Source organism: Aquimarina sp. Aq107 (genome assembly GCF_943733665.1).
Taxonomy (GTDB): Bacteria; Bacteroidota; Bacteroidia; order Flavobacteriales; family Flavobacteriaceae; genus Aquimarina.
In genome coordinates this window covers 2775738-2790215 of sequence record NZ_OX030782.1, presented here as the reverse complement: position 1 = coordinate 2790215, position 14478 = coordinate 2775738, and the positions used below count along the sequence as shown (strand labels likewise).

Here is a 14478-nt window from a genome sequence, read left to right as displayed (position 1 = left end):
ATAGATGTTAATTATTCTGCGTTAAAATATGTTTCTTGAGTAACCTTTCCTTGGTCATTCCAAATTCGACGTATAATTTCGTGCCAGTATATTTTACTGCCATCTTTCATATCAAAATCAAAAGTAAATTCAGAAGCAGAAATATTCTTATCAACAATGGTATGATGATGTGTAATTCCATTAACCTTAGCTATAGCATTAGCAAAACCTTCCATTTTTTTTACCATTTCAGGTTTTCCATTTGTTCCACTATTACCGTAATCAGCAGTTACTGCATTATCTGCAAAAAAATCTTTTACAGCGTCAACAATAGCACCTTGTGCTACGATTGCATCCATTTTTTGTACTTGGTCTTTAATATTCATCTTTTTGTTTATTTAATGATTAATACAATGCAAAGATGAAGTAGAATGAAGGTTTTGATGCTACAAAAAAAAGACTACTAATTGTACTTTTTTGAAGCTATCATTATAATAATGACCAAACAATTTAAGAGGTTGTTATACTTCATAATTTGTAAGTTTGTTTCGATATTATATTTTTATTTTTAGAAGAGAATCCCTTTAATAGTTTACAGGAGCAGTTTTTAAAGACGAATAGAAAAACAGATATGAATAAAAAGAAAACTCCTTGGCCAACAAAAGATGCAATGGCTCAGGTTTATGAAAAGAAACTTTGGGGAGGTACAGAATTTGATTTTTATTCTGGCGATGGATCTCATAACCCTAAGATTGTACTTCCTTATATAGATGCTATAATATCATTTCTAACGTCGTTTAAGACACCATTGATCGTATGTGATATTGGTTGTGGTGATTTTAATATAGGGAAGCAATTGGTTGAATACAGTAAGAAATATATTGGAATAGATATAGTAGCAGAACTAATAGCGTACAATAAAGAAAAATTTAAGCAACAAAATTTAGAGTTTCATTGTCTAGATGCTGCGGTCGATGATTTACCTTCTGCAGATTGTTTGATACTACGGCAAGTATTACAACATTTGTCAAATAAGGAAGTAAAACAAGTAGTGAATAAGCTATATGATTTTAAGTATGTTATTCTTACAGAGCATATACCAAAAGGTGTTTTTAATCCAAATACAGATATCATTTCTGGGCAAGGAATCAGATTAAAAAAGCAAAGCGGAATAAATTTATTAGCACCACCTTTTAATTTTAAAATAAAAAAAGAAAAAGAGTTACTATCAATTAATACAGCAGATGGTAAAGGACTTATAAAAACAACAATTTATGAAGTTTTTTAGATCGTGTATTATATTATAAAGTAGCATCTAGTTTTAATCGATTAGAAACACTAATTATTCGATTTTTAAATTCATTTTTGTCATCAATATGTATTGCTAAATTTTTGTAAGTACGTTTAATTTCATAAAGCCCAATCAAGGTGTTTTCTTCTTTTAGCCTTATAATCATATTATGATTTTCTAATACTCCTAAAAATGATAGTTTTCTAGTGATTTTGTCTAATTCAATATCTTTTGATGAGATTTCTATGCTATCAATATTAGATAACTCAATAGTAGTCTCATTCATGATTCCATATCGGAGGAATAATTTATCATTTTCGATAGAAATAGGTCTTTTATACATCGATTTGATAAAACCAATAATCTGAATACCTGAATATATACTAAGAAAAGTTAAAATCCAGGCTGCAGTGAGATTCTATTTTGCAAGAAGAATATGAAATACAACTGTTTCTATCCTAATAATAATTACAAGAGCAATTAATAAAGATATTGTTCCACTGTTTTTATGATAAGAGAACTCATTTTTACTGAGGTTTCTTTTTTTCCAATAAATAAAACCATAATAAAAAACAGCAATTTCTGTGACTACAGGTATTACAGCAGCTTTAGGAAGTATTTCTCTGCAAGTATCTTTTAGGGCAGTAAAAAAGTCTAAAGATCCATTTTTGTTTACTTTATAACGCTTTATAACCTTGGTCAACTTGTAAATCACATATGATACTATAGAAAGTTCCAAAACAGGAAATATCCAAGTCTTAAAAAGATCCAAATAATATTGATTGATGGACGGAATTATGAGTGTACAAACTATCATACCGATAATCACAAATGAAAGAATAGTAATTTTCGGAATGTTGGTTTTTCTAATTTGCAGAAAATATATAAGGGGAACGGTTAATAATAAATCAAATGTAATTCCAATAGATAAACTGTTGGAGTTTGTTGTAAATATGGACGATTTTGTTAGAAGTATCATGATTACAATAATCAGTACAGGAATCCCTAAAATAGCTAGACTTTTCCGAAGGTTTAAAGCTCTATTCATGTGCTGTAATTTAATTACTGACAGTATGCGGAATTAGTAATTAAATATACGCGTTTTTTGTGTAAATACTCAACTAAAAATGAAGTTAATAACTCAAAATATTGAGCCAATTAATAAAAGCTATATTAATTAAGAGTTGTTTTTTTAAGAGTAATTTTTTATTTCTTCATTCTTATATTCTAGATAGAATATTTGATCGTTATTATTTATTGTAGCACTAAATGGTTCTGGTTTAATTTTAATGGAAGTAGGAAACCAAAAATCTTTTAAGTTATAGTTTGGTAGTAAAAACAACCCTTCTTGCGAACCACTTGTTCCAAACCTTAGAGGATCGCCTTTCCAAAATTTTGTTCCAAACTTTTCTTGAAGTTGATTATTCATTTTTTTCCACATCGCTTGTAGGAATCCCGATTTCATTTACACATAATACATCCGAAATTTTAAAATCAGACTCAATAGCGTTTTTCAGTTCATGTCTAACGATAAATTCAGCAATATTTCCACTGGCATCATAGAAGTAAAATGAATCGGCATTCCAACTTTCAAATCTCTGGGTCTTTCTTCCGTTTTCTAAATCTAAAATGGGAACCCTTTTTTCCATCCATTCTATTGCTTGATTTAATTTGTTGGATGGGATTAAAAAACAATAATGGTACTTATAATCCTTTTCAGACTTTTCGAAAGTTAATTCACTCCATCCAATTTTTAATGTAAAGTGGCTTACTGTACTTTCAAGTATTTCAAACCCTAAAGTTTCTGAATAGAATTGTTTTTCTAAAACTAGTTTATTTGTATATAACTTTAATTTTTGAATTTTCATTTTTGGTCCATTTACCAATTACTTGCACTATTTTGGGTAACAAATAAAGGGATATTAATCTTTATTAGACGCAGTTTTTTATTTGAATTTGGAATAGAATTCATTCTCATTGACAACAATAGTTGTCAATTCGACCTTGTGTCCATCTGGGTCTTTTGTATAAATTGAATGAAAATAGTGATGATCCTGAATGTTGAAGTTTAAATTTAATTCTGCATATCGTTCTTTAGCTTTTTCAAAATTTTCTTTCGTAACATTAAAGGCAAAATGGTCAATTTTTACATTTTTAGAATTTAAATTAAGTTTAGAATCATCTAAATCAGCAGGAAACAATGCAATTCCAGATTTTCCGGAAAGTAGAAAAATAGGAAATTCGCCCCATTCAGGTGGTTTGTATTCTTTTAATCCTAATACTTTTTGATACCATTCACTTGAGATTTTCAAATCTTTAACTCTAATGGCTACGTGATCTAAAAAATCGAGCGTTATTTCATTATTTTTTCTTACCATTTTTAAAGTCTATTACTTTCCAATTTTTAGCTAGTTTAAAAGGTCAACTATTATTAGACAGAATAGTTCATTCATTAACTATTTTAGAATAAATATCTAAACTAATAAATGCTCCATTTTTAACTTCGCAGTCTTGCATTGTACCTTCTAAATTGAATTTAAGTTTTGCCAAAGCTTTTTTGCAATTTATGTTTTCGGTTTCTACAAAGCCCTCAATTCTATGTAATCCAATAGTATCGAATGCGTAATTAACAATAAGTGGCATTGTTTCGGTCATGAAACCTTTTCCCCAGCTTTGTGGCAGTAGCCAAAAACCAATTTCTGCTTTTCTATTTTCTTTACTCATATTATTTAATCCACCTGCTCCTAGAAAACTTCCATCATCTTTTGAACAGACAGCCCACCAAATTCCGGTTTCATTTTCTTCCAGATCAGCAAACCAAGACATTTGTTCTCTTGTAGCTTCTAAACTTTTATAGCTAATGCCATAATATTTAATAATATCTGGGTGCGAAAGCCCTTTAAAAACGTTTTCTAAGTCCGAATCATTAAACTGTCTTAAGATTACTCTTTTAGATTCTAAAACCGGAAATTTTTTGTTCATTGTATAATTGAATTCTAATGAATTAAATGTTTACTAAACGATAGCTATAATAGGAATACACTTATTCACTAATATAAGCTTCTAGTTTAGAAAAAGCTTTTTCACGGTAAGGTAGTAATTCTTTATATTCATCACTATCAAATACATCATGTAATGATTTCATATCTGGAAATTCCATTATAGAAACTAAACTGGGAGTATAATCACCGATAAAAGGTTTAGAGACCTTAAATTTATTTACAGGCTTTGCATCTACTTTTTTATAGAGAATTCCTACTTTTTCTAAGTAATGAGATAATGCCTCTTTGCCTTGTTGATTTATTGTAGCTACGATTGTTACATTAACTTTGTTCATATTTTTCTTTTTAATTTAGATTAACTGTTTTTTTCGACCCATAATTGTATTATATAATTTGATATAGAGTCCTTTTTAGAAATCACAAGTTTATTTTCTTGCACCATTTTGTTAATTTGATTAGCAGAAAACCATTGTGCTTTTTTAATTTCTTTATTATCGATAGTAAAATTTTTGCTTTCTGTTTTTGCCGAAAAGCCTAACATTAATGATGATGGAAAGGACCAAGGTTGAGAAGCGATATAGTCTATATTAGTGACCGCTAGATTTACTTCTTCTTTCATTTCTCTTTTAACAGTGTCTTCGAGGCTTTCTCCAATTTCTGAAAATCCAGAAAATAAAGAACACATATAACCATATTCTTTTTCGTGCATATTTAATAGACATAGCGGAGGTGCATTTTTTGGTTTGTATTCTATTAATACAATTACAGCTGGATTAATTCTAGGAAAGTGTAATGAATTACAAAGATTGTTTATACATTTTCTTCTATGCCCTTTTTCTTCTCTGATTGTCCTAGAACCACAATTACTACAGAATTGATGGGTGTTGTTCCAATTAGTGATTCCTTTAGCATATGCTAGTAACGAAGCTTCTCTTTCATTAATAAGATGAAAACAATCTCGAACACAGTATAGTTTAGAATATGATATGAAATTAGCTATAGTCGAAAGCTCAATTTCTGATAAATCAATGCACCAAATTTCTTTATTATTGGATACGCCAAGAAAATATTTTTTAGTTGTAAAAGAAGTTAATTCTAAAGGGATATTCATTAACACTTCATCTTTTAAGGCTGATGTAACAATAAAAAAGTTATTCTTAAAAATTGGTATATACGAAACCTCTCGAAATTTGGTGTTAACTTCACGTAATTCAGCAGCTCTATCAAAGTCGTAATTACTATAGGATTGTATTCTATTCATTAGTTTCAAAATTTTTTGCCCAATCTTTTGCCCATGATTCTAAAGGTTTTAGTAGTAAGAAAATTTCTTTCCCTTTATCGGTAAGCGCATATCCATCAATCGTTCTTTCGATTAAAAATGATTGAGTTAATTCTTTCAATCTTCTATTTAATGTTGTTGGCGAAATAGATTCACACCTATCCTGAAGTACCCTGAATGTACAAGATCCTTCTTGTAGTCTCCAAATAATTCCCATCGACCAACTTCTTCCTAGTAAGTCAAATAGTGCCATTAAATGATTTCCTGATTTCGAACCTCTAACTGGTTTTCCTGGTGTGGGTAGTGACATAGTTTAATTTGCTACATTATTGATAGCAAAGCTACATAATGTGTAGCAAATTGAAAAATGTTTTACTATTTTTTAACAGTAAAATCGGGTAGAAGAATATATCATTACTTGTGTATTCTTTTATGATTTAATTCTTTATACTTATTAAAAAAAAGTTTAGTTATAGGAATATAACTATGCTTTATTAATTGAATACTTTATTCATTACTAGATTTTCATAAGTGTTAGATTCCATAGGGAAATCCACATTTCCAATTGATGTATAACCTTGTCTTTCATAGAAAGCTATTGCTCTATCATTTTTGATATAAACCTCAAGATTAAACTCAGTAAATCCATGTTCTTTAACTGCTTTTTCTGCCTCGTTAATTAACCCATATCCAATTCCTTTTCCATAAAATCTTTTTAGAACATACAATTTGCTTAACTCGGGAACTTTTATTTTTCTAATAGGACAAGTGCTATTATAGATTATTTCGGCAACACCAACTGGATTTTCATTTTGATAAGCAATAATAAGTCTATTTGGATTTTCTTTTATGATGTTTTCTATAAGCTCTAAAGAGAACCTTTTAGTTATAAAATTTGCAAACTCAAATGTTATTCCATCAACAGCATAGGTTTCAATGTAAATTGTTTTCAATAAAACTGATATTCTCAAAGAGTCTATTAGTTTTGCTTTTCCATATGATATTTTCATTGGTTACCTTATTTTTTTTTCTCGTAATATTCTTTGAGGACGAAAAAAGCTTTTTTCTTTTCACCTTTTTCCGAAATTAAACCTTTTCTATTATAGTTATCTTGAATTTCTGGTAGAACTCTTCTGGGAGATTTAAAATCAACTAAAACCCAAGGTGATATTCCTTTTAATTGTTCTATTCCGTCAACCATTTTTAAAGTTTCTTGATATAGGAATTCCTGATATTCTTCTGTCCATCTATCATCTTTTTCTCCATGCAATCCATATTTAGCTCCAGCACCAAATTCTGAGATTATTACAGGCTTGTCTTGAGTAATTTTCCATTTGATTCGCTGACATTTTTCTATTTCACCATCATACCAACCTATATATTGATTGAAACTTAAAACATCGACAATTTCAGCAAATGGATCGTCAATTGTTCTTGTATTAGGATTACCGTTATAATCGTGCTGTTCTAAAGCCGCACTAATCAAACGAGTAGGATCCTGTTCTTTGGTAAATTTAGCAAGTTTGGTAAGGAACTCATTTCTAGCATCGCTATTAGGGGTTTCATTAGCCATTGACCAAATGATTACGCTTGCTCGGTTTTTATCTCGTCTGATGACTTCCGAAATCTGATTTTGAGCATTAAGATACGTTTCTTCATTATCCCAAGAAATTGTCCAATAAACAGGGTTTTCTTCCCAAACTAAAATCCCCATTTTATCCGCTAATCGAACCATATACTCATTATGAGGATAATGCGCTAATCGGACATAGTTACAACCTAAACTTTGAGCATATTCTAATAATTTTTTTGCGTCTTCTTTAGAATTACATCGACCACCGTTGATAGGACTTTCTTCGTGAATAGAAATACCTTTGAGAAATAAGCTTTTCTCATTAATTAGAATTTCTGCCCCTTTTGTTTTGATAGTTCTAAAACCAATTTGATCTGCTATTTTATCTTCTTGCGTACTAATTGTTACATCATATAATTTTGGAGATTCTGGAGACCAATATCTAATGTTTTTGGACTTTAATTTAATAGTACATTTACCATTATTATCTGTTTTTAATTTTTCATTAATACCTAATTCCGGAATATTGATTGTAATTTCTTGTTCTGCTATTTTAAAGCCATTTAACTCTATTTGACCTGTTATTATTTTAGTATCCTCATCGTCTAAATAAAGTTGATAGTCAGAAATAAACGTACTACTAGTTTCTATAAGCTTTACTTCTCGTGTAATTCCGCCATAATTCCACCAATCTGTATTTAAAGTAGGAACAGCATCTCTTTTTCTTTTGTTATCAACTTTAACTACTATATAATTCCCTTTAGGTTTTAATAATTTGGAAATTTCAAACTGAAATGGAGTAAATCCACCAATATGTTTACCTAATTTCTTTCCGTTGAGATAAACGTCGGTTTCATAATTTGAGGCCCCGAAATAGACAAATACTCTACTATCTTCTTGTTTTTTAGTATAATCGAACGATTTTTTATACCATAAAGTACCTTCATAATAGAATAACTTTTCCTTTTGTGAGTTCCAATCGCCAGGAACTTTAAGGCTATCCATTTTATCAAAATCATACTCCACTAAATCTGATTTTGATTTACGTTTGGCATTGGTAAAGAAAGCACCGTTTCCTGGATTTTCTTGATTTTCAAATGGTTCATATCTATAATTGTAAAACCCATTTTCATATGGATCTACAATATATTTCCAATAACCATTAAGTGAGGTGGATTCGCGATTGATGGCATTCACCATAATTTTTTCCTGTGCTTTAATCCCGTATACAAAATAGAAACAAGCTAGAATTAATATATGTTTTTTCATTTGATGTTTTAGAAGTGGGCTCTAAGAGTTAGGTTATAGTTAATACAGAACTAAAATTACTGATTTTTAGATTAAGCACTAAGCAAAACTTTTTATTAATTAGTTGATGTAAATTCTGTTTCTTTATTTTATATCTAAATATATAATTATTAATTGTTTTTAATAAACGTTAGTGTCTCTATCTAATTGACTTTAAGATAATTAATATAGCTTCTGTTAAACCAAACATTCAAGTGTTTATACATGATTATAGAGATAGTAGATTTGATAGTATTTCTTTTTTTGAAAATTGTCCATGCTTTAGTAATAAATATCCATTCCACAGTTCTGTATTTCAACCCAAATTTGTACAGAATAAAAAACGAAAAAAATATGAAAACTAACGTTCCATTAAAATTAACGTTCTTAGTATTTTTTCTAGGGTTTTCAGTTCAAACATTTTCAAAATCTATAAATACAAGCACCATGAAAGACAAAGAAAAAGAAGCTATCGGATTATTAGTAATTATGAAAGCTAAATCAGGAAAAGAACTAGAGGTTAAAAATTTTTTACATCAAGGATTAGCACTAGTAGAAAAAGAACCTAATACAGTTTCGTGGTTTGCTTTTCAGATAGATAATAACACTTTTGGGATCTATGATACTTTTAAAGTAGAAGAAGGTAGACAAGCACATTTAACAGGCGAAGTTGCTAAGGCATTACTAGCTAATGCCGCAGATTTATTGGATGACTTTGATCCAAGTAAGGATATTAGAACAATAGACATATTGGCTTCTAATCATAAATTGGGTTCACAAAATAAAGGTTTGTTGGTTATTATGAAATCTAAAGAAGTAAAAACAACAGAAGTAGAAAACTTGCTTAATATAGGGAGAGAATTAGTAGAAGAGGAACCTAAAACATTGTCTTGGTATGCTTTTAAAATTGATGCTACTACGTATGGAATCTTTGATACCTTTGTAGAAGATTCTGGTAGAGATGCACATTTATCAGGTAAGGTTGCAGCTGCACTTATGGAAAATGCTTCTTCTATTCTAGAAAATTTTGAACCATCCGCCATTCGAAAAATAGATATATTGGCTTCAAAATAATTATTATCTTCGAAAGGAGTGTTTCTTACACTCCTTTCTTTTTAATCCGTGATTCTAAAAGAAAAATAGATTAGGTATGGCCCAAACTATTATTGATAAACAAAATGGTGAACTCGCTTTTAGACTAGAAAGGTTTGAAAACCTTAGTCAATTTGATCACTTACAAAGAAAAAATTATTATTCTATTATTTTATTGAAAGGCAGTGATTATAGGCTCAATGCTGATATGTTTAATTATGAATTGAAAGGTAATCAAATGATTTGTATGTCGCCATATCAGGCTTTTATGATTACTTCTAAGGATCCTTGTTCTGGATGGTTATTAAATTTTCATCCTGATTTTTTTTGTACCTATCGTCATCAAAATGAAATAGAAACAGAAGGAATCCTTTTTAATAATTTTCATAATCTTCCACATTTTGAAATTTTAGAAGAAACACTATTTTTTAATTTGATTGATCAAATATCAAAGGAAATGGATAAGGACTCTATAGCGCAGCATGAAGTTCTTGTAGCTTTTTTAAAGGTATTTTTAATAGAAGGAGTAAGACAGAAAAGACATTTTGATAAGGATATAGTACCGAAGTTTTCTGATGAGAAATCTGAGATTTTACAAAATTTAATAAACTCTATTGAGAATAATTATTTTAAGTTACATTCTCCTAAAGAGTATGCGGATATTTTATGTATTAGCACAAAAACTTTGGCGGGAATTGTAAAAAAATATTTAAAACAAACACCAAGTTCATTAATTTCTAATAGAATCATTATCGAGGCTAAGCGTGAACTTTACTTGACTTCAAAACCTTTGAAACAAATCGCAGCGAGTCTTGGATATGACGATGAATTTTATTTTAGTAGATTTTTTAAAAAGAAGGTAGGGGTTTCTCCAGATATTTATAGAAAGACAGTGGGCTTTGCTAAATTAGAAAATTTATAATATCGAGTATGTTTTATAGATGTCAACAGTATTTCTTTTCACATAAATTGTCTCACTTTGCTAGTTTTTGGTAATTCATCAATCAGTTTATCTAGATCTCTACATTACTTGAATAATTCAAATTAATCTTTTATTTATTCTATCTATTCAGTTAAAGTGAATGGATAGATGCAAATATTACAGTAGCACTTTTTTTTTCTACCGTAACTTTTAGCTTTATTTCATTTAGATTCTAAGAATTGCTACAAACAGGATGTTATATACTTTATTAGTTTATTAAAAACTTGAATGTTTTAGTATACTTATTGTCCTTACTATTTATCTCAGCTAGGTACAGGCCATTAGTTAAATTAGAGGTTTCGATTTGGATATTCTTGGTACTTATAGCTTCTTCAGATTTAATGAGTTTTCCTTCAATAGTATAAATATTTATTGTAAAATCATTTTTTAGACCAGATAGAGTAATATTATTTCCGTTTGTAGGATTTGGATACAGTATCATTAACCCATCATTTATTAATGTTTCGGAAGTAGATAAAACATTATCTTCAGAATATCCACCAATAATTACTTTTACTTCTGTGGGGAACGTAGATTGAATTGTAGATGAATGATCACCAACGTCATCATAAGCAAATGCATATGTTTGAGATTCAAAACTAATGATGTCATCATGAAAAAACCTTACATATTCATTATAAGGTTCTATTTGAAAAAAACGAGTTGCATCGTGAGAGTATTGAACAGTTTCATCTGTGATGCTTGTATAAATAGCGTGTCGACTTATGGCTGCAGCCATTTGTGCCTGAATCATTAAATCTTCATTATATGCTTCAGTATTTACACTAGCATCATGAGGTGTATATGCTAAATAGCCAGAACCTTCTATTGCATTTACTGTAGTGGGTTTGTCATAAATAGTGGCAATAGTCCCATCAGCAGGATCAGTAAAAACAAATTGGTTATTATTATTATTAACTCTACCCACCCAGGTTCCTCGATCTCCAATATTAATATGTAAATCATGAGTACTATAAGTTTCCCAAATATCATCAATGTATCTGTCTAAAACATCTTTTGGAAATTCATCTACTTTAGATGGTTGTTCTATAATAGGTTCTCCGTCATAAGAATGGGTTTTTATTGTTTTAGCAACCAAATAATCGGTACTCACATTTTCATCCCAAGCGGCTAAAATTTCATCATGGGATAATAATTCTCCAATTTTTTTAAATTGAGGAGTTCCATTTCCGTTGACAGCTTCGTTATAGGATTCTTCATAAGTTTCTCCTGTAACACCACCAGAAAAGCCATTTACTTCTAATCCCATTGGGTATTGATACGCATCAACACGGCTAGTATTGGTCCATAAACCAGCATCTCCCCAAGTTAATTCTACCAACTCCCAACGTATTCCATCATTAGGGTCTGATTCTGAATTTAAATTAGCACCCGCGTAACCACCTGTTTCATGAAAACGTAAATACATAGGCGATTCAAAGGAAATAAAAATTCTACAAGCATATAAGCCGTGAGGGATTAGAATTTTTTTATCTGTAATCTCACTTAATTTGGTAAAAATATCTGGGTATTTCCATCCTGCAGGTTCGCTCCATTCCGGTCCATCTACAGTATTATCATCAGCAGACATAGCTACTAAAGAACTATTAGTTATATTCATCCAAACATCACCAGTAGGTTCCATCTTACCAACTAATCCAATATAAATATCTTCATCTGCATATCTTGAGTTATTTTCAAAAGTATATGGAAGAGTAAGTTGAGCATTTAATTTTATTACAGATAATGTAATAATTACCAAGAGAAGTGTGATCTTTTTCATTGAGGTATTTTAGTTGGTTTAAGGTTAAAACAGCAAATGCAGTTTTTTTAATTTAACGTATAAACGAATTAAAATTGAAAAAAATATATTGTTAGAATAAAATTAAATTAAATATAAACAAAACGTAATTCCGTAATTGATTTTAAAGAAAATAATATAAAACTAAAAGATTAAAAAAAAAATATTCTATGCGCATAATACATCACTTTTCTGCTACGATTACATATGTTGGAAATGCATAGGATTCTTTCGATATGATTTCTTTTATTTTAAAATCATTAAGCTCTAGAAATATTCTAATTTCCTCCCTAGTAAAAGTTCTAATCACTGATTTATCTATTCCGATTTCTTTTAAGCCATCTTTCGATTTCTTGAAATAGTGAGATTCCCAGTTAAAGGTCATTCCTTTATCTAAGTCTATATTCCATATACTTTTTCTTAGATATTCCTCGTTCTCATAAGTTGCATTATGAAAGACTTCTTTCCTATGTCGAATTGAAGGTATAAATTTTTCAGCATCAATAAAGTCAAAACTAAATATTCCTTTTTCTTTAAGATTATTGTATACATTATGAAAAGTGGATAAAACATCTTTATTAGTCAATAGATAGCTGATAGTTCTGCCTACCATTAGCATACTTCCTACTTGCTTATCCAACTTAAAAGAACGTATATCTTCCTTTGAGAATTCGCACTTTGGATATTTTCTTTTGGCAATTTTGACCATTCCTTCACTTAAATCAATACCTGAATATTCAAATTCATTTTTTTGAAAGAAATTACCCAAATGCCCGATTCCACTTCCTAATTCAAGTACTTGCTTTTTATCGTTTTTTTTAAGAATACTTGCATAAAATTCGAACTCGGCCTTGTAATCAATAAAAGACGAGTACATTGCTTCATAAACTTCCGCTAAATTGGTATAAAGTTCGTTCATTACCTTTTTTTATTAACTTCAGATACTAGACATTACAGCTAACGATTTGGTTACGGTACCTTATCTAATGCACATATGTAAAGCCTTTGTTTTATATTTTCTACTCTTTTGTTTGGGTATACCCAGGTAATCCGTGTAAACATTTTATAATTTGGTTTCCTCCTGGTTCGCCTGCGTGATAATGATATCCTAGTTTATCATCAAAATGACCACCACATTCATCTAAATTTCCAGACTTATTCCCGTTTTTATCTTTTAAAGCATAAATTCCGAAACCGTCAATTGCATATCCAATCATAGAGGAGTGCGAATTAGTTTGAGTAATTTCTTTAGTAGAGCCAGTGACTGCGTGATAATGATACCCTCCATGCGGGTTTACATGTCCTCCGTGGTCATCCAAAGGAGCAATTGTATGTGCCGCTAATATTGCGTGTGTTGGAGCAGGTGGATCATATTTAACTCCATTTAAAGCAATTCCTATTCCACCTCTTCCAAAACTTTGAGCAGTTTTTATATATCTTGGTGTTACCGGAATCACAAAGGTTGTTACTTGATCTTTGAAATATTCAGGCAAACATTCTACACAATAGTTATGATATTCTTCCTCTACTTGTGGTTTTGCTGCCGCCAAACATCCTTCTTCAGTGTCGGTTACTTTAATAGTCCCATCTTCTCTATATAATTTCCACTTGTCATCACTGTAAAATTGGGCCAATTCGGCAATAAAGTGTCCCGAAACATCATAAACTTTATCATCTTTAAACCAAATTCCTGCTTTCTCCATTCCATCTTCAATATGTCGAGGGCACCAAGGACCCATTTGATGTTCAGTTGCTTGAGAATTTGTTTTGATGACATAACATAGAGTCTTAATACCATTTAATTCAACCATTTCCTTTTGAATACCGTCAATTATGTTTTCCGAAATAAAGTAATCTGTATTTACTGGAATTACCTTCATAGAAGAATCAATTTCATTGGACAAATCCTTATTCGTATTTGTTGTTCTTGGCGGTTTATCTTCCTGTTTATTTAACTCTTCTAAAGTTAAAAAGCCATCATTATTACTATCGATATTATTAAAATCATCTGCAATTGGTCCTTTGACTTCCGCTTTGGATAATTTTCCATCTTTGTTACTGTCTAATTCATCAATTAATTGCGCAGAAGATGGTCGTTGTCCATTTGGTTCTTGTTGTTCTTTTTTTTCCTGATTTAATTTGCAAGAAATCAGAGTTGTAAGAGTTAATATTACAAATAAAGCATGTTTCAT

General features: G+C 30.0%; 18 protein-coding genes. 3 read left to right on the top strand and 15 right to left on the bottom strand.

Annotation, left to right across the window (positions count from 1 at the left end):
• Positions 1–11: 11 nt before the first annotated feature.
• Entirely contained in the window at positions 12–365 is a 354-nt protein-coding gene (locus NMK29_RS11915) for a hypothetical protein (protein ID WP_108805618.1), read from the bottom strand.
• 245 nt (positions 366–610) lie between these two features.
• Between NMK29_RS11915 and NMK29_RS11910 the strand changes: the two genes are divergently transcribed.
• On the top strand, positions 611–1267 hold the full coding sequence (locus NMK29_RS11910; RefSeq protein ID WP_108805617.1) for a class I SAM-dependent methyltransferase: 657 nt from the start codon (positions 611–613) through the stop codon (positions 1265–1267).
• A 13-nt stretch (positions 1268–1280) separates the two neighbouring features.
• Here NMK29_RS11910 and NMK29_RS11905 read toward each other — a convergent pair whose 3' ends face one another.
• From NMK29_RS11905 to NMK29_RS11855, 11 genes are all read right to left on the bottom strand, one after another.
• Complete coding sequence (locus NMK29_RS11905) at positions 1281–1613, bottom strand: hypothetical protein (protein ID WP_234424354.1); 333 nt, start codon at positions 1611–1613, stop codon at positions 1281–1283.
• Positions 1614–1688: 75 nt separating this feature from the next.
• Positions 1689–2318, bottom strand: a complete 630-nt coding sequence (locus tag NMK29_RS11900; RefSeq protein ID WP_234424353.1) for a hypothetical protein — start codon at positions 2316–2318, stop codon at positions 1689–1691.
• 144 nt (positions 2319–2462) lie between these two features.
• Entirely contained in the window at positions 2463–2699 is a 237-nt protein-coding gene (locus NMK29_RS11895) for a hypothetical protein (RefSeq protein ID WP_159092376.1), read from the bottom strand.
• Complete coding sequence (locus NMK29_RS11890) at positions 2692–3138, bottom strand: VOC family protein (protein ID WP_159092375.1); 447 nt, start codon at positions 3136–3138, stop codon at positions 2692–2694. The genes NMK29_RS11895 and NMK29_RS11890 overlap by 8 nt, the downstream gene beginning before the upstream one ends.
• A 78-nt stretch (positions 3139–3216) precedes the next feature.
• Positions 3217–3648 carry a VOC family protein gene (locus NMK29_RS11885; RefSeq protein ID WP_108805614.1) on the bottom strand — a complete coding sequence of 144 codons (432 nt, stop codon included), beginning with the start codon at positions 3646–3648 and terminating at the stop codon, positions 3217–3219.
• A gap of 67 nt (positions 3649–3715) precedes the next feature.
• Positions 3716–4252, bottom strand: a complete 537-nt coding sequence (locus NMK29_RS11880) for a GNAT family N-acetyltransferase (protein ID WP_108805613.1) — start codon at positions 4250–4252, stop codon at positions 3716–3718.
• Positions 4253–4313: 61 nt separating this feature from the next.
• Positions 4314–4607: a DUF1330 domain-containing protein gene (locus tag NMK29_RS11875; protein ID WP_108805612.1), complete on the bottom strand. Its 294-nt coding sequence runs from the start codon at positions 4605–4607 to the stop codon at positions 4314–4316.
• 20 nt (positions 4608–4627) lie between these two features.
• Positions 4628–5533 carry an NAD(+) diphosphatase gene (gene nudC / locus NMK29_RS11870; protein WP_108805611.1) on the bottom strand — a complete coding sequence of 302 codons (906 nt, stop codon included), beginning with the start codon at positions 5531–5533 and terminating at the stop codon, positions 4628–4630.
• Complete coding sequence (locus tag NMK29_RS11865) at positions 5526–5861, bottom strand: helix-turn-helix domain-containing protein (protein ID WP_108805610.1); 336 nt, start codon at positions 5859–5861, stop codon at positions 5526–5528. The genes nudC and NMK29_RS11865 overlap by 8 nt, the downstream gene beginning before the upstream one ends.
• 184 nt (positions 5862–6045) lie before the next feature.
• Positions 6046–6561: a GNAT family N-acetyltransferase gene (locus tag NMK29_RS11860; protein ID WP_108805609.1), complete on the bottom strand. Its 516-nt coding sequence runs from the start codon at positions 6559–6561 to the stop codon at positions 6046–6048.
• Between the two features lie 8 nt (positions 6562–6569).
• Positions 6570–8393, bottom strand: a complete 1824-nt coding sequence (locus NMK29_RS11855) for a glycoside hydrolase family 2 protein (protein WP_108805608.1) — start codon at positions 8391–8393, stop codon at positions 6570–6572.
• Between the two features lie 465 nt (positions 8394–8858).
• Here NMK29_RS11855 and NMK29_RS11850 point away from each other — a divergent pair, with 465 nt between their 5' ends.
• Positions 8859–9485, top strand: coding sequence for a putative quinol monooxygenase (locus NMK29_RS11850; protein WP_234424352.1), 627 nt, complete (start codon positions 8859–8861; stop codon positions 9483–9485).
• A gap of 76 nt (positions 9486–9561) precedes the next feature.
• Positions 9562–10425, top strand: coding sequence for an AraC family transcriptional regulator (locus NMK29_RS11845; protein WP_108805607.1), 864 nt, complete (start codon positions 9562–9564; stop codon positions 10423–10425).
• A 268-nt stretch (positions 10426–10693) separates the two neighbouring features.
• Here NMK29_RS11845 and NMK29_RS11840 read toward each other — a convergent pair whose 3' ends face one another.
• The 3 genes from NMK29_RS11840 to NMK29_RS11830 form a co-directional block, all read right to left on the bottom strand.
• On the bottom strand, positions 10694–12268 hold the full coding sequence (locus tag NMK29_RS11840) for a beta-1,3-glucanase family protein (protein ID WP_108805606.1): 1575 nt from the start codon (positions 12266–12268) through the stop codon (positions 10694–10696).
• A 202-nt stretch (positions 12269–12470) separates the two neighbouring features.
• On the bottom strand, positions 12471–13205 hold the full coding sequence (locus NMK29_RS11835) for a class I SAM-dependent methyltransferase (RefSeq protein ID WP_108805605.1): 735 nt from the start codon (positions 13203–13205) through the stop codon (positions 12471–12473).
• Positions 13206–13305: 100 nt separating this feature from the next.
• A complete protein-coding gene (locus tag NMK29_RS11830) occupies positions 13306–14478 on the bottom strand; it encodes a YHYH protein (protein ID WP_108805604.1) in 1173 nt (390 codons plus the stop codon).

Bases quoted from the DNA above. Each gene is read 5' to 3' on its own strand.
- NMK29_RS11915 (WP_108805618.1), bottom strand. From the start codon at position 365: ATGAATATTAAAGACCAAGTACAAAAAATGGATGCAATCGTAGCACAA.
- NMK29_RS11910 (WP_108805617.1), top strand. From the start codon at position 611: ATGAATAAAAAGAAAACTCCTTGGCCAACAAAAGATGCAATGGCTCAG.
- NMK29_RS11905 (WP_234424354.1), bottom strand. From the start codon at position 1,613: ATGTATAAAAGACCTATTTCTATCGAAAATGATAAATTATTCCTCCGA.
- NMK29_RS11900 (WP_234424353.1), bottom strand. From the start codon at position 2,318: ATGAATAGAGCTTTAAACCTTCGGAAAAGTCTAGCTATTTTAGGGATT.
- NMK29_RS11895 (WP_159092376.1), bottom strand. From the start codon at position 2,699: ATGAATAATCAACTTCAAGAAAAGTTTGGAACAAAATTTTGGAAAGGC.
- NMK29_RS11890 (WP_159092375.1), bottom strand. From the start codon at position 3,138: ATGAAAATTCAAAAATTAAAGTTATATACAAATAAACTAGTTTTAGAA.
- NMK29_RS11885 (WP_108805614.1), bottom strand. From the start codon at position 3,648: ATGGTAAGAAAAAATAATGAAATAACGCTCGATTTTTTAGATCACGTA.
- NMK29_RS11880 (WP_108805613.1), bottom strand. From the start codon at position 4,252: ATGAACAAAAAATTTCCGGTTTTAGAATCTAAAAGAGTAATCTTAAGA.
- NMK29_RS11875 (WP_108805612.1), bottom strand. From the start codon at position 4,607: ATGAACAAAGTTAATGTAACAATCGTAGCTACAATAAATCAACAAGGC.
- nudC (WP_108805611.1), bottom strand. From the start codon at position 5,533: ATGAATAGAATACAATCCTATAGTAATTACGACTTTGATAGAGCTGCT.
- NMK29_RS11865 (WP_108805610.1), bottom strand. From the start codon at position 5,861: ATGTCACTACCCACACCAGGAAAACCAGTTAGAGGTTCGAAATCAGGA.
- NMK29_RS11860 (WP_108805609.1), bottom strand. From the start codon at position 6,561: ATGAAAATATCATATGGAAAAGCAAAACTAATAGACTCTTTGAGAATA.
- NMK29_RS11855 (WP_108805608.1), bottom strand. From the start codon at position 8,393: ATGAAAAAACATATATTAATTCTAGCTTGTTTCTATTTTGTATACGGG.
- NMK29_RS11850 (WP_234424352.1), top strand. From the start codon at position 8,859: ATGAAAGACAAAGAAAAAGAAGCTATCGGATTATTAGTAATTATGAAA.
- NMK29_RS11845 (WP_108805607.1), top strand. From the start codon at position 9,562: ATGGCCCAAACTATTATTGATAAACAAAATGGTGAACTCGCTTTTAGA.
- NMK29_RS11840 (WP_108805606.1), bottom strand. From the start codon at position 12,268: ATGAAAAAGATCACACTTCTCTTGGTAATTATTACATTATCTGTAATA.
- NMK29_RS11835 (WP_108805605.1), bottom strand. From the start codon at position 13,205: ATGAACGAACTTTATACCAATTTAGCGGAAGTTTATGAAGCAATGTAC.
- NMK29_RS11830 (WP_108805604.1), bottom strand. From the start codon at position 14,478: ATGAAACATGCTTTATTTGTAATATTAACTCTTACAACTCTGATTTCT.